Origin of the sequence: Embleya sp. NPDC020886, assembly GCF_044333915.1 — a bacterium.
In the GTDB taxonomy this organism is placed as follows: Bacteria; Actinomycetota; Actinomycetes; order Streptomycetales; family Streptomycetaceae; genus Embleya.
On sequence record NZ_JBIRRX010000008.1, the window covers coordinates 426,127 to 444,960 of the forward strand.

The 18,834-nt window shown below is 71.5% G+C and carries 15 protein-coding genes; 10 read left to right on the forward strand and 5 right to left on the reverse strand.

Features of this window, described 5'->3' with window-relative positions; genetic code table 11:
• Window positions 1–32: 32 nt before the first annotated feature.
• Both ACH4U8_RS28145 and ACH4U8_RS28150 read right to left on the reverse strand, forming a co-directional pair.
• On the reverse strand, window positions 33–2,468 hold the full coding sequence (locus ACH4U8_RS28145) for a cation-translocating P-type ATPase (RefSeq protein WP_395780967.1): 2,436 nt from the start codon (window positions 2,466–2,468) through the stop codon (window positions 33–35).
• Between the two features lie 128 nt (window positions 2,469–2,596).
• Window positions 2,597–3,289, reverse strand: coding sequence for a DUF2530 domain-containing protein (locus ACH4U8_RS28150; protein WP_395780969.1), 693 nt, complete (start codon window positions 3,287–3,289; stop codon window positions 2,597–2,599).
• Between the two features lie 175 nt (window positions 3,290–3,464).
• On the opposite strand from ACH4U8_RS28150, the gene ACH4U8_RS28155 reads away from it, so the two are divergent.
• The 6 genes from ACH4U8_RS28155 (at window position 3,465) to ACH4U8_RS28180 (ending at window position 9,261) form a co-directional block, all read left to right on the forward strand.
• A complete protein-coding gene (locus ACH4U8_RS28155) occupies window positions 3,465–4,919 on the forward strand; it encodes an NCS2 family permease (RefSeq protein WP_395780971.1) in 1,455 nt (484 codons plus the stop codon).
• Window positions 4,920–5,167: 248 nt separating this feature from the next.
• A complete protein-coding gene (locus ACH4U8_RS28160; protein WP_360316348.1) occupies window positions 5,168–5,569 on the forward strand; it encodes a MarR family transcriptional regulator in 402 nt (133 codons plus the stop codon).
• A gap of 32 nt (window positions 5,570–5,601) precedes the next feature.
• The gene (locus ACH4U8_RS28165; RefSeq protein ID WP_379989849.1) at window positions 5,602–6,996 is read left to right on the forward strand and encodes an MFS transporter; all 1,395 of its coding nucleotides are present in this window, start codon (window positions 5,602–5,604) and stop codon (window positions 6,994–6,996) included.
• 108 nt (window positions 6,997–7,104) lie between these two features.
• Window positions 7,105–7,884, forward strand: a complete 780-nt coding sequence (locus ACH4U8_RS28170; protein ID WP_360316342.1) for a maleylpyruvate isomerase family mycothiol-dependent enzyme — start codon at window positions 7,105–7,107, stop codon at window positions 7,882–7,884.
• Window positions 7,881–8,033, forward strand: coding sequence for a hypothetical protein (locus ACH4U8_RS28175; RefSeq protein WP_360316339.1), 153 nt, complete (start codon window positions 7,881–7,883; stop codon window positions 8,031–8,033). The genes ACH4U8_RS28170 and ACH4U8_RS28175 overlap by 4 nt, the downstream gene beginning before the upstream one ends.
• A 199-nt stretch (window positions 8,034–8,232) precedes the next feature.
• Window positions 8,233–9,261, forward strand: a complete 1,029-nt coding sequence (locus ACH4U8_RS28180) for a hypothetical protein (RefSeq protein ID WP_395780973.1) — start codon at window positions 8,233–8,235, stop codon at window positions 9,259–9,261.
• 70 nt (window positions 9,262–9,331) lie between these two features.
• Here the strand turns inward: ACH4U8_RS28180 and serC are convergent, their stop codons facing one another.
• Window positions 9,332–10,450 (reverse strand): phosphoserine transaminase, encoded by a 1,119-nt coding sequence (gene serC, locus ACH4U8_RS28185; RefSeq protein ID WP_360316334.1) that lies wholly within the window; start codon window positions 10,448–10,450, stop codon window positions 9,332–9,334.
• 161 nt (window positions 10,451–10,611) lie between these two features.
• Here serC and ACH4U8_RS28190 point away from each other — a divergent pair, with 161 nt between their 5' ends.
• Together ACH4U8_RS28190 and ACH4U8_RS28195 are read left to right on the forward strand one after the other, a co-directional pair.
• Entirely contained in the window at window positions 10,612–13,461 is a 2,850-nt protein-coding gene (locus tag ACH4U8_RS28190) for an FAD-binding and (Fe-S)-binding domain-containing protein (RefSeq protein ID WP_395780975.1), read from the forward strand.
• A 72-nt stretch (window positions 13,462–13,533) separates the two neighbouring features.
• Entirely contained in the window at window positions 13,534–13,965 is a 432-nt protein-coding gene (locus ACH4U8_RS28195) for a PPOX class F420-dependent oxidoreductase (RefSeq protein WP_360316328.1), read from the forward strand.
• Window positions 13,966–14,055: 90 nt separating this feature from the next.
• Here the strand turns inward: ACH4U8_RS28195 and ACH4U8_RS28200 are convergent, their stop codons facing one another.
• Window positions 14,056–15,003: a threonine/serine dehydratase gene (locus ACH4U8_RS28200; RefSeq protein WP_360316325.1), complete on the reverse strand. Its 948-nt coding sequence runs from the start codon at window positions 15,001–15,003 to the stop codon at window positions 14,056–14,058.
• Between the two features lie 200 nt (window positions 15,004–15,203).
• Here ACH4U8_RS28200 and ACH4U8_RS28205 point away from each other — a divergent pair, with 200 nt between their 5' ends.
• Entirely contained in the window at window positions 15,204–16,052 is an 849-nt protein-coding gene (locus tag ACH4U8_RS28205) for a (2Fe-2S)-binding protein (RefSeq protein ID WP_395780977.1), read from the forward strand.
• A gap of 83 nt (window positions 16,053–16,135) precedes the next feature.
• Here ACH4U8_RS28205 and ACH4U8_RS28210 read toward each other — a convergent pair whose 3' ends face one another.
• Complete coding sequence (locus ACH4U8_RS28210) at window positions 16,136–17,245, reverse strand: citrate synthase 2 (protein ID WP_360316319.1); 1,110 nt, start codon at window positions 17,243–17,245, stop codon at window positions 16,136–16,138.
• Between the two features lie 320 nt (window positions 17,246–17,565).
• On the opposite strand from ACH4U8_RS28210, the gene pdxH reads away from it, so the two are divergent.
• Window positions 17,566–18,264, forward strand: coding sequence for a pyridoxamine 5'-phosphate oxidase (gene pdxH / locus ACH4U8_RS28215; protein WP_360316316.1), 699 nt, complete (start codon window positions 17,566–17,568; stop codon window positions 18,262–18,264).
• The last annotated feature ends 570 nt before the right edge of the window (window positions 18,265–18,834 follow it).

Below are 18,834 nucleotides of genomic sequence, written 5' to 3' on the forward strand. Positions count from 1 at the left end.
CGGTACGTCGGGGGCGATGGGGGCGCCGGGGCTCAGGCCGCGGTGTCCCCGTCGTTTTCGGGGTGTTCGGAGTTCTCGGGGCGCTCGGGGTACTCGGTGCTCTTGGAACGCTCGGTGTCCTCGGTGTCCTCGGTGTCCTCGGTGTTTCGGCGGGCCGGCCAACCCGAGACGTGCCAGCCGACTTCGAGGAGGGCGGCGGCGACCAGGGCGATGCCGACCGCGGTGCCGTTGTTGCCCTGGTGCTGGGGATACAGGGCGAAGAAGTCGGCCACGAACGGGACGTAGAGCGCGATCAGGAAGAGTGCCACCATGGCCGCGATCAGGGCGATCCGCCACCACGTGTAGGGGCGGGCGACGATCGCCAGGATCCAGGTCGCGACCAGGAACAGGGTGATCACTGCGGTGGTGCGGTCCTGGTCGAGGTTCGAGCCGTGGTTGAGGTGGGCCAGCCAGTAGGACAGGAAGGTGGCCAGCGCGGCGACCACGCCGCCGGGGATCGCGAAGCGCAGGACGCGCGGCACGAAGCCGGAGCGGGCCCGTTCGGTGTTCGGGGCGAGGGCGAGGAAGAACGCGGGCACGCCGATGGTGAGCGAGCCGATCAGGGTGAGGTGGCGGGGCAGGAACGGGAAGACCACACTCGCGACGCCGGTGAGCAGCGACAACAGCAGTGCGTAGACGGTCTTGGTCAGGAACAGGTTCGCGACCCGCTCGATGTTGCCGATCACCCGGCGGCCCTCGGCCACCACCGAGGGCAGCGTGGCGAAGCTGTTGTCCAGGAGCACGATCTGCGCGACCGCGCGGCTCGCGCCGCTGCCCGCGCCCATCGCGACGCCGATGTCGGCGTCCTTGAGCGCGAGCACGTCGTTGACGCCGTCGCCGGTCATCGCGACCGTGTGGTCGCGGGCCTGGAGCGCGGCCACCATCGCCCGCTTCTGCTGCGGGGTGACCCGGCCGAACACGGTGCCGTCCTCCAGCGCTCGACCGAGTTCGGTCGGGTCCTGGGGCAACCGGCGGGCGTCCACCGCGTGTTCGGCGCCCGCGAGGCCGAGCTTGGCGGCCACCGCGCCGACCGAGAGCGCGTTGTCGCCGGAGATCACCTTGGTCGCCACCCCCTGATCGGCGAAGTAGCGCAGCGTCGCCGCGGCGTCCGGGCGCAGCCGCTGTTGCAGCACCACCAGCGCGGCGGGACGGGCCCGGCCGCCCGCCTCGTCGGTCAGCGCGTCGGCGGTCGCCAACAGGAGCACCCGCAGCCCCTGCGCGCCGAGTTCGTCCACCTGCGCGAGCACCGGGTGGCCCTCGGGGAGCAGCACATCGGGCGCGCCGAGCAGCCAGGTCCCGTGCCCGGCGAAGCTTGCGCCGCTCCACTTGCGGGCCGAGGAGAACGCGGCGACGTCGGTGACCGGCCAGTCCGGCGGCGCCGGGTAGGCGTCCACGATCGCCTGCAGGCTGGCGTTCGGCCGCGGGTCGGAGGTGCCCAGGGCGCCCAGCGCCGCGTCGACGGGCAGGGTGTCGTCGAGCGGGCGCGTCTCGGCCACGTCCATGCCGCCCTCGGTGAGCGTGCCGGTCTTGTCCAGGCAGACCACGTCGACCCGGGCCAGGCCCTCGATCGCGGGCAGTTCCTGGACCAGGCACTGCTTGCGACCCAGCCGCACCACGCCGACCGCGAACGCGACCGAGGTGAGCAACATCAGGCCCTCGGGCACCATGGTGACCAGGCCCGCGACCATGCCGCGCAGCGCGTTGGGCAGGCCGTCGTGGGTGCGGAGCTGACTGATGATCAGCAGGATGCCCACCGGGATCATCAACCACGTCACGTAGGTGAGGATGCGATCCAGGCCGCGGCGCAGTTCCGAGTCGACCAGGGTGAATCGGCCGGCCTCCTCGGCGAGTTCGGCGGCGTAGGCGTCGCGGCCGACCCTGCTCGCCCGGAAGGCGCCGTTGCCGGCGGCCACGAAGCTGCCGGACATCACCTGGTCGCCGACCTTCTTGTGGACCGGATCGGTCTCGCCGGTGAGCAGCGACTCGTCGAGTTCGAGCGCGTCCGCCTCGACCACCACGCCGTCCACCAGGACCTGTTCGCCCGCGCCGAGTTCGCAGACGTCGTCCAGGACGAGATCGCGTGCGGACAATTCGGCGGTGTGCCCGTCCCGGCGCACCCGGGGCTTGGCCTCGCCGACCACCGCCAGCGCGTCCAGGGTGTGCTTGGCACGCAGCTCCTGGATGATGCCGATCGCGGTGTTGGCCACGATGACCAGGCCGAACAGGCCGTCCTGGATCGGGCCGACGATCAGGATCACCACGAACAGGGTGCCGATGATCGCGTTGAACCGGGTGAGGACGTTGCCCCGGACGATCGCCGAGGTGCTGCGGCTGGACCGGGCCGGCACGTCGTTGACGCGACCGTCCGCGACGCGTTCGGCGACCTGGGCGGCGGTCAGGCCGGGGAGGGTGGCGGGGGCTTCGAGCATGCCCTGACGCTACGTTAGGAAATGGGCTTGATGTCGGATTTTGTATGGTTTGCGATTGCGGTTCGTCGGTCGCGGCTCGTCGCTTGTGGTTGGTGGCTCGCGGTTTGTGGCCTGTGGTGGGGTTGCGGTCAGTCGTCGTTCTGGAGTCGGCGGCAGTACCAGAGACCGAACAGGCCCAGGCCGGAGCCGGCCAGCGCGCACCACGGCCACCACTCCCGGTCCTCGGCGAGCGAGTCGCGCATGAACCACGCGACCACGAACAGGGCGAACCAGATCAGGCTGCCGACGGCGACGAGCTTGATGATGTCGCCCTCGTGCGGAGGGGGCGCGGGGCGCATGCCGGTGTCCGTGTCGGGGGGCTCGGTGTCGTGAGGCTCGGTGGGGCGGGGCTCGGCGGATCGGGACTCGGCGGATCGGGGCCGGTCGGGCTCGGCAGGCTCGTCGACGACGGCGGCGAATTCGGCGGTTCCGCCCATGAGGGCCGGATCGGTGGCCGGGTCGTAGGCGCTCGCGCCGTAGGTGGGCACGGGGTGTTCCCCGGAGTACGGCACGGAGTGTTCCCCGGAGGAGTACGGCTCGGGTTGATCCCCGGAGGAGTACTGCACGGGGTGTTCCCCGGACGAGTACGGCTCGTACTCGGCGGGCTCGTACGCGGGCGATGGGTATTCGGTCGGGTCGTAGCCCGTGGGCGGGTACTCGTCCGCCGCCTCGTCGGACGTGTACTCACCGCCGCCGAGCGGGCTGGTGTCCGGGCGCGGTGCGCCCGTGTCGTCCGGATCCGGCGAGGTGCGCCGTCGTTTCCCGCTCCCGTGCCTGCTCACGAAACCTAGGCTACTTGGCCGCCTGTGCCGGTCCCGCGCCCGTCCCGACGAACAAGCGGAAGGGTCGGTTCCGGTTTTTGGTGTGGTGTCTGGCACCCTTTCAAGGTCTCCCGGCACCGGTCCCAGGTGCCGTGTGCGTGTCTCGACCACCCGTTCCCGCGCTCCGAGGATCAGCATGTCCCGCCAGGCCGCCGTTGCGACCGACCCCGAGATTTCCACCGCGCGAAGGGGCGGGCTCGACCGCTTCTTCAAGATCTCGGAGCGTGGCTCGTCGCCGCTGCGCGAGGTGCGTGGTGGTCTCGCCACCTTCTTCGCGATGGCTTACATCATTGTGCTGAATCCCATTATTTTGGGGTCTGCCCAGGATCGATACGGCCATCACCTGTCCCAGCCGCAGTTGGTCACCGCCACCGTTCTGGTCGCCGCGGTGATGACGATCCTGATGGGCCTGGTCGGCAACATGCCGCTCGCGTTGGCCGCCGGGTTGGGCATCAACGCGATGGTCGCGTTCCAGATCGCGCCGCAGACCACGTGGGACGAGGCGATGGGCCTGGTCGTGCTGGAGGGAATCGGCCTGTTGATCCTGGCCGCCACCGGGCTGCGCGAGGCGATCATGAACGCGATCCCGCTGGCCCTCAAGCAGGCGATCGGGGTCGGCATCGGTTTGTTCGTGACCCTGGTCGGCCTGGTCAGCGCGGGTGTGGTGACCAGGGTCCCGGACGACGTGCACAGCACCGTGCCGGTCGCGCTGGGCAGTGGCGGCACGCTCAAGGGCTGGCCCGCCGTGGTCTTCTGCTTCGGGCTGCTGCTCACGTTCGTGCTGGTCGTGCGCAAGGTGCCGGGCGCGATCCTGATCGGCATGGTCGCCTCGACCGCGCTCGCGGTGATCGTGCACCAGGCGGCCGGTCTGGACAAGGCGACCTGGGGGCTGACCGCGCCCGAGGCGAACGGTGTCGTGGACACACCCGACTTCGGACTGATCGGCAATGTGGACCTGTTCGGCGCGTTCGGTCGGGTCGGCTTCATCACCGCGTCGTTGCTGATCTTCACGCTGCTGCTGTCGAACTTCTTCGACGGCATGGGCACCATCATCGGGGTCAGCCGCGAGGCCGGACTGCTCGACGAGCAGGGCAGGGTGCCGAATCTGGGCCGCATCCTGACGGTGGAGTCGGTGGGCGCGATCGCCGGTGGTGGCGCCTCGGCGTCCTCCAACACGGTCTTCGTGGAATCCACGGCGGGGGTCGGCGAAGGGGCCCGGACCGGGTTGGCCAACCTGGTCACCGGTGGCCTGTTCGCGCTCGCGCTGCTGTTCACGCCGTTGGCGAAGCTGGTGCCGGCGCAGGCCGCCACGCCGGCGCTGGTGGTGGTCGGCGCGTTGATGATGACGCAGATCAAGCACATCGAGTGGGACGACCTGACGGTCGCGGCGCCGGCGTTCGTGACGATCGCGCTGATGCCGTTCACGTACAGCATCACTACCGGGATCGGTGCGGGGTTCGTGCTGTATGTGGTGCTGCGGACTGCGGTGGGCCGGGCGCGGGAGATTCCGGTGTTGTTGTGGGTCGTTTCGGGGTTGTTTGTGGTGCATTTTGCTATTGATCCGATTGAGCAGGTTTTGGGGGTTAAGTAGGGGGCGGGGGTGGGGGTGCTGGCGCGCCGGGTCGGGGCCGCACTCGGGAGCTGGGGCGAAGTCTGAGACTGCGGGCTCGGAAGTGGGGGTGGCGGGTGGGCGGTGCTGGGGCTTTGTCGGGGGTGGGCGGCCGGTTGTGGCCTGCTGGTGTCTTCGGGAATATCTCCGGGGGGCAAACCATTGGAAGTTAGCGAGAGTAAAGAGTTAAGCTAAACAACGTGTCCCCGTCCGAACCCGACCGTGCCACGGTGGCTGCTCTCCGTGCCTCGGTGCTGAAGCTCTCCCGTCGCCTGCGCAATCAGCGGGCCGACGAGACGCTGAGCCCCACCCAGCTTTCGGTGTTGACCGTGCTCGTTGTGCGCGGCGCCATGACTCCGGGTGAACTCGCCCGGCAGGAAAAGGTGCAACCGCCTTCGATGACACGGGTGATCGCCGGCCTGGAGGAGCGCGGCCTGGTGCGGCGTGAGCCGCACCCCGACGACCGCAGGCAGGTCGTGGTCTCCGCGACCGAGCCCGCCGCCGCCGTGGTGGAGGAGAACCGCAGGCTGGGCAACGCCTGGCTGGCGGAGAACCTGTCCCGGCTCACGCCCGAGGAGAACGAGGCGTTGCGCGCGGCCCTGCCGGTGCTGGAGAAGTTGGCGCAGGCCTAGGAGCCCGGCGCGCAGGCTCGACGGCCTTGCGTGTGCGGGAGTCCGCGCGCCCCGCGTCGTGGTCGGTTCAGGGACGGGATGTTCATCCGGCCCAGGCCGACCGTACGACGAAGGGGGAGCCCGTGGCGGCGACAGCCGGCACCTTCTCATCACTACGAAACCGCAACTTCCGGCTGTTTGCCGCGGGGCAGACAGTGTCGAACACGGGTACCTGGATGCAACGCATCGCCCAGGACTGGCTCGTGCTCAAGCTCACCGGCAGCGCGACCGCGCTCGGGGTGACCACCGGGCTGCAATTCCTGCCCATGCTGTTGTTCGGCCTGTGGGGCGGCGTGATCGCCGACCGCTACCGCAAGCGCCTGTTGTTGATCGGTACGCAGACCGTGATGGGTCTGCTCGCCGCCGTGATGGCGGTGCTGGTGTTGAGCGATGCCGTCCAGGTGTGGCACGTGTGGCTGCTCGCGTTCGGACTGGGCATGGCCACCGCGGTGGACAACCCCGCGCGGCAGGCGTTCGTGATCGAGATGGTCGGCCGCAAGGACCTGGCCAACGCGGTCAGCCTGAACTCGGCGAACTTCCAGCTCGCCCGGATCGTCGGCCCCGCGGTCGGCGGCCTGCTGATCACCGCGATCGGCACCGGCTGGGTGTTCGCGGTCAATGCGGTGTCCTACATCGCGGTGTTGCTCGGCCTGCTGGCCATGCGCGAGTCGGAACTGCGCACGATGCCGGTGGTGCCGCGCGAGAAGGGACAACTCCGCGAGGGGCTGCGCTATGTGCGCGGTCGGCCCGACCTGCTCGTGGCGATCGCCCTGGTCGGCTTCATCGGCACCTTCGGCTACAACTTCGCGGTCACCCTGGCGACCTTCTCCAACGACGTCTTCCACGCCGGACCCGGCTCGTTCGGGCTGCTCAACACGGTGTTCGCGGTCGGCTCGCTGGCGGGTGCCCTGTTCGCGGCCAAGCGTGGCCGGACCCGGCTGCGGGTGCTGGTCGGTGCCGCGATCGTGTTCGGACTGCTGGAGACGATCGCCGCGCTGATGCCCGGCTACTGGAGCTTCGCGCTGCTGCTGGTGCCGATCGGGATCGCCGGGCTGACCTTCAACACGGCGGCGAACTCGACCGTGCAACTCGGCAGCGATCCGGCGATGCGCGGTCGGGTGATGGGCATCTACATGCTCGTCTTCATGGGCGGCACCCCGCTGGGCGGCCCCCTGACCGGGTGGCTGGCGGAGAGCTTCGGGCCACGTACCGGTTTGCTCGTGGGCGGCCTGATCTCGTTGGCCGCGGCGCTCGTGGTGGGCGTGCTGCTCGCCCGGCATGCCGGAATCCGGCTGCGGCCGAGCACCGTGGTGCGGGCGATGCGGCCGGCGAAGCCCGCCGTCTCGGCGACACGGTCGGAGTTCGGTAATCCTGTGGTCAAGATCTGACAGAGTGTCAGCACGAGTGTGCGACACACCTTTTCTTGACGTGGGATTCACACTCAGGGGTGACGCAGGCCATCGACACGTCACCCGAAACGCTGGAATCCTCGATGGATGGACTACGTGCGGTTCCAGCACCTGTTCCAGGCGGAAGGTCTCCGTCTGGGCCAGGCGGCCGTCACGGACATGGACGCGCCGGTACCGTCCTGTCCCGGTTGGACGGTCGCCGACGTCGTACGACATTCCGTGCTCATGTACACCGATGCAGCCGGGCAACTACGCCCGCAGCACCGCCCGGTCGGGGGCGACCCGCTCCCGGTCGCGGGCAGCGCAACCAAGGGGGATCTGCTCGACACCTACACCCGGGCGCACGCGGCGCTCGTGACCGAGATGGCCCGGCGGGACCCGCTCGACCCGATCGAGGGGGAGAACCTCGACCCGGGCGTGGCGGAGGGCGTGGACGGCGACGGGCCCGACCCGGGCACCGCCGGCTTCCTGATCCGTCGGATGGCGCGCGAGGCCGCGGTGCACCGCGCCGACATCGAGATGGCCGTCGGCACCCCGGGACCGCTGGACGCCCAGCAGTCCCTGGACGGCATCGACGAGGTGCTGGGCGTACTGCTCCCGGCACACTACGACGGCAGCGCGCGCGACGGCGCGAGCGGGCGCACGATCGGCGTGCACAGCAACCGGCACCACTGGCGGCTGACCATGCAGCGCTCCGGCGTGGCCATGTCCCGCGACCAGGGGTTCGCGGACGCGGCCGTCAGCGGCGAGCCCGCCGAACTGTTGCTCTACCTGTGGGGCCGACGCCCCGGCACGGTCGTCTCGCAGACCGGCGACCGCACCGTGCTCGCCGCCTTCCGGCGCAGGCTGGCGGTGTCGATGGTGTGACCGCGAGCGCGGGCGCCCGGCCGGAATTCGACCGCGCGCCCGCGCCGCGTAGTCTCTGGGGCGTGAATCCCCGCACCAGAACCCGCATCGTCACGGCCACCCTGGCCCTCCTGCTCATCGCCGTGATCATCGGTGCCCTGATGCGTTGAGGCACCGACGCCGGACCCGGCGCGAACTCGCGCGTCGTCGCCGGGGCCGGCCCCGATGCACGGCGATCCGCGACGCATGCGACCGAGCTGTCACAAAGTGCCGCCGCCTCGACGGTGATCGGGGCCGGGCCGGCAGGCTGGACCCCATGACAGGACGGGACGGGTGAAGCGGGTGGGACGGGGCCGGGTGGGACGCGGGATGCGCGGCTTCGGGGCCCTGGCGGCCGCCGCCGCCCTGGTGATGGCGATACCGGCGTCGGCGGTGGCCGACGCGGACGTGTTGTTCACCATCAAGGACGAGCGGATCACCGAGTCCAGCGGCCTGGTGGCCAGTTTGCGGCACCCGGACGTCTATTGGACGCACAACGACAGCTCGGACGCGCCCAGGATCTACGCGATCGGCAAGGACGGCGCCACCAAGGCGACCATCACGCTGTCCGGCGTGGACGCGCGGGACTGGGAAGCGATCACCGTCGGCAAGGACGACGCGGGCAATCCGGCGGTGTTCGTCGGCGACATCGGCGACAACCTGCACGGCAAATGGCCCGAGGTGTGGATCTACCGCTTCGCCGAACCCGCGACGCTGGCCGACGCGACGGTCAAGGCGACCAAATTCCGGGTGAAGTACGACAACGGTCCGCGCGACGCCGAGGCGCTGCTGCTGGATCCGCGGACGAACAAGCTGTACATCGCCAGCAAGGAGGGCGAGGGCGGCCTGTACGAGCAGCCCGAGCAGCTCTCCTTGACGGGGGTCAACACGTTCAAGCGGATCGCCGCCGGCGGCTCGACGGTGACCGACGGCGCGTTCGCGCCGGACGGCTCCCGGTTCGTGCTGCGCGGCTACTTCTCCGCGACCGTGTTCGCCGCGCCCGGCAAGGAATTGGCCGGGGTCGGCGTGCCGATCCAGCGCCAGGGCGAATCGGTGGCGTGGAGTCGGGACGGCAAGGAGCTGTTGTTCGGCAGCGAGGGCAAGGGCAGTCAGGTCCGCCGGGTCGAGCTCAAGGGCGACAACCGCCCGGACCTGGTGCGCAACGCGCCCGGCGGCAAGCCCGGCTCCGGCTCGGACGGCGGGGGTGCCGCGGACGCGACCACGTCCGCCGGCGACGAGAGCGGGGGCGAGTCCGTCGCGGACAAGGCCAAGACCTACAGCCCGGTGCTGCTGGCCGTGGTCGGCCTGGGGGTGCTGTTCTTCGCGTACCGGCGGCTGGGCGGCCGGAACGGGGACTGAGCGGGAACGGGCCGCCGCCCCGGACCGAGGTGGTCCGGGGCGGCGGCCCGTCAGGCTTCGCGGACGCGGATCAGAGCTGCTCGATCACGTAGTCGACGCACGCGGTCAGCGCCTCGACGTCGGCCGGCTCGACGGCCGGGAACATCGCCACCCGGAGCTGGTTGCGGCCCAGCTTGCGGTAGGGCTCGGTGTCCACGATGCCGTTCGCGCGCAGCACCTTGGCCACCGCGGCGGCGTCCACCGAGTCGGCGAAGTCGATCGTGCCGACGACCTGCGAGCGGGCCGCCGGGTCGGTCACGAACGGGCTCGCGTACGCGGACTTCTCGGCCCACCCGTACAGCCGGCTCGACGAGTCGGCGGTGCGCGCGACGGCCCAGTCCAGGCCGCCCTGCCCGTTGATCCAGTCGAGCTGGTCGGCGAGCAGGAACAGCGTGCTCAGCGCCGGCGTGTTGTAGGTCTGGTCCTTGACCGAGTTGTCGATCGCGGTGGCCAGGTCGAAGAACGGCGGGATGTAGCGGTCCGACGCGGCGATCCGCTGCGCGCGCTCCAGCGCGGCCGGCGAGAACGCGGCGAGCCACAGACCGCCGTCGGCGGCGAAGTTCTTCTGCGGCGCGAAGTAGTAGACGTCGGTCTCGGCCGCGTCCACCGGCAGGCCGCCCGCCGCGGAGGTCGCGTCGACCAGCACCAGCGAGCCCGCGTCGGCGCCGGCCGGTCGGGCGATCGGCATCGCGACGCCGGTCGAGGTCTCGTTGTGGGTCAGGGCGTATACGTCCACGCCCGCCTCGGCCTGCGGCAGCGGGTGCGTGCCGGGCTCCGCCTTGAGTACCGTCGGCTCGTCCAGCCACGGCGCGGCCTTGACCGACGTGGCGAACTTCGAGGAGAACTCGCCGAACGACAGGTGCTGGGACTTGCGCTCGACCAGGCCGAATGCGGCGATGTCCCAGAAGGCGGTGGCACCACCGTTGCCCAGGATCACCTCGTATCCCTCGGGCAGGGAGAACAGGCTGCCGACACCTTCGCGAACCCGGCGCACCAGGTTCTTCACCGGCGCCTGCCGGTGGGAGGTGCCCAGGAGAGAGGTACCGGTCGCCGCGAGAGCGGCGAGTGCCTCGGGGCGTACCTTGGACGGGCCCGAACCGAACCGGCCGTCGGCGGGCATGAGCGCTGCGGGAATCTGGATCTCGGCCACGCGAAGAGCGTAGTCGCGCCCGATTCGCGAGTGACGCGCATTCCGAACAATGAGACGATCCCGCCCACCATGCGAGCATTCGCCGTCTCGACGGCCGGCCGACCCGCCGCGCCCGACCGGGTCCGGCGACCCGAGCGCCCGGCACGCGCGAGGATGACGGGGTGACGGCACAGTTCGGGGACCTCGAAGACGCGTTGCGGGCACGAGTGCGGGGCGAGGTCCGGTTCGACCCGCAGGCCCGCGCGCTGTACTCGATGGACGCCTCCAACCACCGCAACGTGCCGCCGGGGGTGGTCGCGCCGCTGGACGCCGAGGACGTGCTCGCCGCGCTCGCGGTGTGCCACGAGCTGGGGGCGCCGGTCACCGTGCGCGGCGGCGGCACCAGCATCGCCGGGCAGGCCACCGGCAACGGCGTGGTCCTGGACCTGGCCCGGCACCTGAACCGGATCCACCACGTCGACCCGGCGAACCGGATCGCGCACGTCGAGCCCGGCGTCGTGCTCGACGACCTGCGCCGCGCGGCCGGCCGACACGGACTCACCTTCGGCCCGGACCCCTCCACGCACAGCCGCTGCACGCTCGGCGGCATGATCGGCAACGACGCGTGCGGGTCGCACTCGGTCGCCTGGGGCCGGACGAGCGCCAACGTGGAATGGCTCGACGTCGCGACCATGGACGGCACCCGGATGCGGGTCGGCCGCGATCAGCCGGTGCCCACGACCGGCCGCGCCGCCGAGATCCACGCCGCGCTCGCCGAACTCGCCGACGCCAACCTGGCGTTGATCCGGCGGGGCTTCCCGGCCCTGCCGCGTCGGGTCTCCGGTTACGCCCTGGACCGGCTGCTGCCCGAGCACGGGCGCGACCTGGCCCGGGCCCTGGTCGGCACCGAGGGCACCTGCGCGGTGGTGCTCGGGGCCGGCCTGCGCCTGGTCGAGGCGCCCCGGGCCCGCGCCCTGGTGGTGCTGGGCTTTGCGGACGACTTCGCCGCGGCGGACGCGGCGCCCGCTCTGCTGCCGTATGGACCGCTGACCGTGGAGAGCCTGAGCGCGGGCCTGGTCGCGTTGGCCGCGTCCGCCCGCGAGGTCGAACTGCCGCCCGGCGCGGCCTGGTTGTTCGTCGAGTTCGGCGGCGACTCGATCGCCGAGGCGGCGGCCCGGGCGCACGCGTCGGCCGGCTCCGGACCGGCTCGGGTGGTCACCGACCCGGCGGAACAGCGGGCGTTGTGGCGGATCCGCGAGGAGGCGTCCGGCACCGCGACCCGGATGGCGGACGGCTCCGAGGCGTGGCCGGGCTGGGAGGACACCGCCGTGCCGCCCGAGCGGCTCGGCGCGTACCTGCGCGCGTTGGCCGAGCTGATGGACCGGCACGAGTTGCGCGGACTGCCCTACGGCCACTTCGGCGAGGGGTGTGTGCACATCCGGATCGACTTCGACCTGCTCACCACCCGCGGCGTCGCGGCGTTTCGGGCGTTCTCGTCCGACCTGGCGGACCTGGTCGTCGCGCACGGCGGCTCACTGTCCGGGGAACACGGCGACGGGCAGGCCCGGGCCGAGTTCCTGCCCCGGATGTACGGACCGGAGATCGTCGAACTGTTCGGCGCCTTCAAGGCGATCTGGGATCCGGCGGGATTGTTGAACCCGGGCATCCTGGTTCGTCCACACCCTGTGGACGGCAATCTGCGCTTCACCGGGACGCGTACGCCGGTGTCGGTGGAGTTCGGCTATCCGGCGGACGGCGGCGACTTCGCGGCGGCGGTGCGTCGCTGTGTGGGGGTGGGCAAGTGCCGCGAGTCGGCGGACACCTCCTCGGGCGGGGTGATGTGCCCGTCGTACCGGGTCACCGGCGAGGAGGCGCACTCGACCCGCGGACGCGCCCGGTTGTTGCACGAGATGCTGATCGGCGACGTGATCACCGACGGCTGGCGCTCCACCGAGGTGCGCGACGCGCTCGACCTGTGCCTGTCCTGCAAGGGCTGCCGCAGCGACTGTCCGGTGGATGTGGACATGGCCACCTACAAGGCCGAGTTCCTGCACCACCACTATCGGGGTCGGCTGCGGCCGGCGGCGCACTACGTGCTGGGCAACCTGCCGCTGTGGGCCCGCGCGGTGGGTGCGGTGCCCGGTCTGGCGGGCGTGATCGACGCGGCGGCGCGGGTGCCGGCGCTGCGCCGGGCCGCGCTCGGTGCGGCCGGGCTCGATCGCACTCGGGAGATCCCGTCGCCGGCCGCCGAGCCGTTCACCCGCTGGTGGCGCGATCGGCCGCGTGCGAAGGGTGGTTCGCGACCGCGCGTGGTGTTGTGGCCGGACACCTTCACCAACCGTTTCCGGCCCGAGGTCGGGCGCGCCGCGGTCGAGGTGCTGGAGGCCGCCGGGCTGGAGGTGGTGGTGCCGCCGGGGTCGGTGTGTTGCGGCCTGACCTGGGTCTCGACCGGGCAACTGGGCATCGCCCGAAGGGTGATGGGCCGCACGGTGCGCGTCCTGCGGCCGGCGATCGAGGCCGGACTGCCGATCGTGGGCCTGGAACCGTCCTGCGCGGCGGCGCTGCGCACCGACGTACCCGAGCTGCTCGGCCCGGCCGCGGCCGGTCTGGCGGACTCGGTCAAGACCTTCGCCCAGGCCCTGGAGGAGTACGCGCCGCACTGGTCGCCGCCGGTGCTGGATCGCCCGGTGACCGGCCAACTGCACTGCCACCAGCACGCGGTGCTCGGCGACGCGGCCGATCGCCGGCTGCGTGCGCGCGCCGGGTTGACCGGCGAACTCGCGGGCGGTTGTTGCGGGTTGGCGGGCAACTTCGGGTACGAGGCGGCGCACGGCGAGGTGTCGCGCGCGGTCGCGGCGGACCGGCTGCTGCCCGCGCTGGAGGCCGCCGGGCCGGATGCGGTGACCCTGGCGGACGGGTTCAGTTGCCGTACCCAGATCACCCACGTGAGCGACCGCCGGCCGCTGCACCTGGCCGAACTCCTGGCCGCCGCATTGCCCCCGGGCCCCGGGCGCGCGGAATCCGGCGGGTGAGTCGGCCCCGCCCACGTCACCCGGCCGGACGCGGCGGGGAATGTCGGCGGGCGACGGCGACTTGGCATCGGCATGACCGACACGTCGTTCAACCCACGCACGCTGCTCGCGGAAAGCCGACTCGGCGTCCTCGCCACGATCAAGTCGGACGGCCGCCCCCAGCTTTCCCCCGTCATGCCCTTCTACGACCCCGAGACCGGCCTCCTCTACGTCTCGATGACCGAGGGCCGCGCCAAGACGGCGAACCTGCGCCGCGATCCACGAGCCGCCCTGGAGGTCACCGGCCCCGACGGCCGCTCATGGGCCACCGCCGAGGGCACGGTGACCCTGACCGGGCCGGGGGCCACGCCCGACGGCCCGGAGGTCGAGGCCCTGGTGGACTACTACCGCCACGCCGCCGGCGAGCACCCGAACTGGACCGAATACCGCGCGGTGATGGTGGCCGACCGCCGAGTGCTGATGACCATGACGGTCGACCACGTCTACGGCGCCGACCTCGGCTGAGCCCGACCCGGGATCGTCACCCGATACCGAAACGGCCACCGCACGACCGTGCTCGCGCGGTGGCCGCCCGTGCGGCGTCGGGCGCCGGGTTCAGACCAGGTCACCCGGGTCGGTGTTGGCGCCGCACAGTATGACGGCGACCTTTTCCCCCTGGGCCGGGGCGTAGGCACCGGTGGAGAGGGCGGCCAGGGCCGTGGCGGCGGCGGGTTCGACGACGATGCGGAAGTTGTCCCACAGGGCCTGACGGGATTCGATGATGGCCTTGTCGGAGACCAGGACCGAGAACGCGCCGGTGCGTCGTGCCGTCGCCAGGGCCGTGCGGGAGACCCGGCGCGCGCCCAGCGAGTCGGCGGCGATCGAGTCGGTCGGCACGTCCACGACCTCGCCGGCCTCCAGGGCGGCGTTGAGCGCGCGGCAGTGTTCCGGTTCGACCGCGACCGTGCGGATCCCGTGTTCCTCGGCTGCGGTCGCCACGCCCGCGAACAGGCCGCCGCCGCCGACCGAGACGATGATCGTGTCCAGTTTCCCGGGTACGCCCGCCACCATCTCCGGCACCAGCGTGCCCGCGCCCGCGGCGATCAGCGGGTTGTCGTACGCGTGCGACAACAGCGCGCCGGTCTCGTCGGCGTAGCGCCGCGACGCCTCCAACGCGTCCGCGTACTCGCGGCCCACCAGCAGCACGTCCGCGCCGTACGTACGCAGCCGCTCCACCTTGATCCGCGGCGCGGTCTCCGGCAGGAACACCGTCGCGCGCACGCCCGCGCCACGCGCCGCCCACGCGCACGCGAGGCCCGCGTTGCCGCCGGAGGCGATCACCACGCCGGCCTCGGGCATGGTGCCCGCCTCGATGTGCGCGGTGGTGAAGTTCGCCGCGCCGCGGGCCTTGAACGATCCGGTGTGCTGGATGTACTCCAACGCGAGCCACACGTGCGGCGACGGGTGAATCGGCATCATGGTGACCGGTTGGGTCTGGCCCACGATGCGTTCGGCGGCGTTCCTGATGTCGCCGTAGGTCAGTTCGGGCGTGGCGGTATCCATGACGCCCGACCCTATGGCTTGGCCGCCCGCCCGGGCCCGCGTCGGCTGCGCGCCTCCGGGCGGCAGCGCGTCCGCGGGGCGCGCGAGGCGATCGTGCGCCCCGCGGTGGCATCGGCCGACCGGGTGGGGTCGCGGCGTGTGATCGCACTCTCGGGCGCATCATGTGGACAGCCTGGTTAGGCAAGCCTTACCTTCGGATCATGACGTTGCTCGATCTTCGGCAGCTCGCACCGTGCCCCGCGTTCGCGGAGACCTTCCGGGCGCTCGGGGCCGCGTGCCCGCTGATCGCGGTCGAGCCCGGGCGTCCGGGAGCGGACCTGCTGCACGCCTCGCGGCTGGCGAGCGACCCCGACGTGATCGCCGGCGCGCTGGCCGCCGAACGGCGGCGCATCCTCGCGACGCTCGACGCCGAACCACGCGCCGACGCGATCGCGATGTGGGCCCTGCACGGCTACGCGTGGTACGCGTGCCTGATGCTCGCCGGGCCCTGGTTCCTCGGTCGCCGCGTCCCGCTGGTGAGCCTGGACGAGGTATGGATCGACCTCGGATCCGAACGGTCCAACCGCTGCTTCACGGTCACCTCGAACACCTTCGCGTGCCTGCCCGACGACCCGGACGCGGGCGCCGCCGGCGCCCGCGTGGTCGCCGACCAGGCCGCGCTGCGAGCCGAGCTGTTGCGCACGGTGTCCGCGCACCTGGAGCCGCTGCTCGGCGCCTTCCGGCCGCACCTGCGCCGGGGCGAGCGGGTGTTGTGGGGCATGGTGGCGGACGAACTGGTGAGCGCCGTCTGGTATCTGGGCCGCATGCTCGGCGAGGCCGAGGGCGAGCGCGCGGTCCGCGAACTCGGCGAACTGCTCCCCGGCGACACCGGCCGGTTCAAGCGCGACGCGGGCTTTCGCACCCTGCGCGGCACCGAGGGCCGCACCCACTGCAACCGCACCCAGAGCGTGTGCTGTCTGTGGTACACCGTCGACCCCGACGCCCTGTGCGGCACCTGCCCCCGCGCCGACGACGCCCGCCAGGTGGCCATCCTGGAGGGCCGCGTCTGACCGGTGCCGCGCGGCGGACACGACGGAACCCCGCACCCCCCTGCGGGGGACGGGGCTCCGGATGAGCGTCGAGCACTCGTACCTCAGGTCAGGTTGCGGACCGTGTCGTCGTAACCCGCGACCTCGGTGATCGGGCGGGTGCCCGGGCCGATGTACAGGGCGGCCGGCCGCACCAGGCGCGAGGTGCGCTTGTGCTCCAGGATGTGCGCACTCCACCCGGCGGTCCGGGCGCAGGTGAACATCGAGGTGAACATGTGCGCCGGAACCTCGGCGAAGTCCAGCATCACCGCGGCCCAGAACTCCACGTTGGTGGCCAGGATCCGGTCGGGGCGCCGAGCCTGAAGCTCCTCCAACGCCGCCTTCTCCAGCGCCGCGGCCACCTCGTAGCGAGGCGCCCCCAGCTCCTTGGCCGTGCGCCGCAACACGCGCGCGCGGGGGTCCTCGGCCCGGTAGACCCGGTGACCGAAGCCCATCAGGCGCTCGCCGCGATCGAGGACGCCCTTGACGTACGCCGTGGCGTCGCCGGTGCGCTCGATCTCCTCGATCATGTGCAGCACGCGCGAGGGCGCACCACCGTGCAGCGGGCCGGACATCGCGCCGACCGCGCCGGACAGACACGCGGCGACGTCGGCACCGGTGCCCGCGATCACACGCGCGGTGAACGTCGAGGCGTTCATGCCGTGCTCGGCCGCCGACGTCCAGTAGGCGTCGACCGCCTTGACGTGCTGCGGGTCCGGCTCGCCGCGCCAGCGGATCATGAAGCGCTCGACGATGGTCTGTGCCTTGTCGATCTCGCTCTGCGGCACCATCGGCTTCTCCAGGCCGCGGGCCGACTGGGCGACGTACGACAGCGCCATCACGGCGGCCCGGGCCAGGTCGTCCCGCGCCTGGGCGTCGTCGATGTCGTGCAGCGGTTTCAGACCCCACACCGGAGCGAGCATGGCCAGCGCGCTCTGCACGTCCACGCGGACATCGCCCGAATGGATCGGGATCGGAAACGGTTCGGCCGGCGGCAGGCCGGGGTTGAACGCCCCGTCCACCAGCAGGCCCCAGACATTGCCGAACGAGACGTGGCCGACGAGGTCCTCGATGTCCACACCTCGGTACCGGAGCGCGCCACCCTCCTTGTCGGGTTCGGCGATCTCCGTCTCGAACGCTATGACTCCTTCGAGCCCGGGTACGAACTCGGACATCAGGCGGCTCCTCATGCGATCTCGACTGACTTGTGGTCCTTCATACCCCGCACTGCCACACCGTGTCTTCCCCCGAACGAGGCCGGGGCGCCGGGTGCCGATCATGCTCCGCACGCCGGGTCCACCGGTGTCTCGGGGAGGTGTTCCGCTCGGTCCGGGCAAGGCCGGGATGGTGCCTCGCCTGAAGGTATGGGCCGATCGAAGTCCGTCGGTCAGGATATCTCTCGATATCGAGACGACCTACGCCGGAACACGCCGGACCGAGTGAGGTCCGGCACAAACCGCCGGGTTCGGTCGCCCCGATTGTCACCCGCTCGGGGGTGACCGTGCCGGCGACGGGCGCCGAGTGGTACTCGTTGTCCGTGGAGTTCACCGAGCTTGCCGCCATGCGCCGGCAGTACCGAGGCGAAGGCATCGACGTCGGCGCGTTGCCGCCGACCCCCTTCCCGTTGTTCACCGCGTGGCTGGCCGAGGTGGCCGCGGCCGAGTTGCCCGAGCCGAACGCGATGGTGGTCGCGACCGCGACGCCGGACGGCCGGCCGAGCACGCGCACGGTGCTGCTCAAGGAGTTCGACGAGCACGGCTTCGTCTTCTATACGAACTACGGCTCGCGCAAGGGCGGCGAACTGGCCGCGAACCCGGCGGTGAGCCTGCTCTTCCCGTGGCACGCGCTCGCCCGCCAGGTGATCGTGAGCGGCTCCGCCGAACGGGTGTCGCGCGAGGTCACCGCCGAGTACTTCCGCTCCCGGCCGCGCGGCTCGCGGATCGGGGCCTGGGCCAGCGAGCAGTCCCGGGTGGTGTCCGGGCGCGAACAGTTGGAGAAGCGCTACGCCGAGGCCGAGGCCGGCTTCGCGGGCATCGACGACATCCCGCCGCCGGAGTTCTGGGGCGGTTTCCGGGTCCGCCCGGACGAGGTCGAGTTCTGGCAGGGCCGCGAAAACCGAATGCACGACCGCCTGCGCTACCTACGCCGGGGCCCCGAGGGCACCCCATGGCAGGTCGAACGCCTGAGCCCGTAAGCACAAGCCCCCACAGACGGCCGCACCCCCCGGCGCGTCAGCGCCCCCGACTCGGGCTCACCCCGGTGATCGACGCGCGCAGCGCGGAGAGCGGCGGAGCCGCAAAACAAAGACTTCGTGGCCCGGAGCGAAGCGCAGGGACACGAAGTCACGAGCGAGGGGCCACTTTTTGCGGAGGAGCGTCAGCGGGGGAGCAAAAAGTGGTGCCTCGCGAGCCGGCGCCGAAGGCGCCCAAAAAAACAGCGACCCGCAGGTCGCTTCTCCGTCCACCTCGGTGAGGTGAACGAAGGCCGGGGGACGATCCCGGCGACCTGCGGGTCGGGTGTCTGCCTGGTGTTGCCGGCCGCCTGCCTGCGTCCGTCGCGGTGCACTCACGACGGGGCCTGCCGAGCCGGAAAACCGGAGTGGCGGCTAGCGGGCAGCCACCTCACGCGTCCGAATGCTATGCAACTTCAGACCACCTCCTCTCCCGTGTGCCAGTGAGGTTAGATCTGCCCCGCAGGCGGGTGCAACGCATTTACGGGGTGCCTGATCCCACATCGAAATCAGGAATAGATGCAGGGCACATTG

What these genes read in the sequence shown, in the direction of transcription:
- ACH4U8_RS28155 (WP_395780971.1), top strand. Translation starts at nt 3,465, where the DNA reads ATGTCCCGCCAGGCCGCCGTTGCGACCGACCCCGAGATTTCCACCGCG.
- ACH4U8_RS28180 (WP_395780973.1), top strand. Translation starts at nt 8,233, where the DNA reads ATGCGCGGCTTCGGGGCCCTGGCGGCCGCCGCCGCCCTGGTGATGGCG.
- ACH4U8_RS28195 (WP_360316328.1), top strand. Translation starts at nt 13,534, where the DNA reads ATGACCGACACGTCGTTCAACCCACGCACGCTGCTCGCGGAAAGCCGA.
- ACH4U8_RS28210 (WP_360316319.1), bottom strand. Translation starts at nt 17,245, where the DNA reads ATGTCCGAGTTCGTACCCGGGCTCGAAGGAGTCATAGCGTTCGAGACG.
- ACH4U8_RS28205 (WP_395780977.1), top strand. Translation starts at nt 15,204, where the DNA reads ATGACGTTGCTCGATCTTCGGCAGCTCGCACCGTGCCCCGCGTTCGCG.
- ACH4U8_RS28145 (WP_395780967.1), bottom strand. Translation starts at nt 2,468, where the DNA reads ATGCTCGAAGCCCCCGCCACCCTCCCCGGCCTGACCGCCGCCCAGGTC.
- ACH4U8_RS28200 (WP_360316325.1), bottom strand. Translation starts at nt 15,003, where the DNA reads ATGGATACCGCCACGCCCGAACTGACCTACGGCGACATCAGGAACGCC.
- ACH4U8_RS28170 (WP_360316342.1), top strand. Translation starts at nt 7,105, where the DNA reads ATGGACTACGTGCGGTTCCAGCACCTGTTCCAGGCGGAAGGTCTCCGT.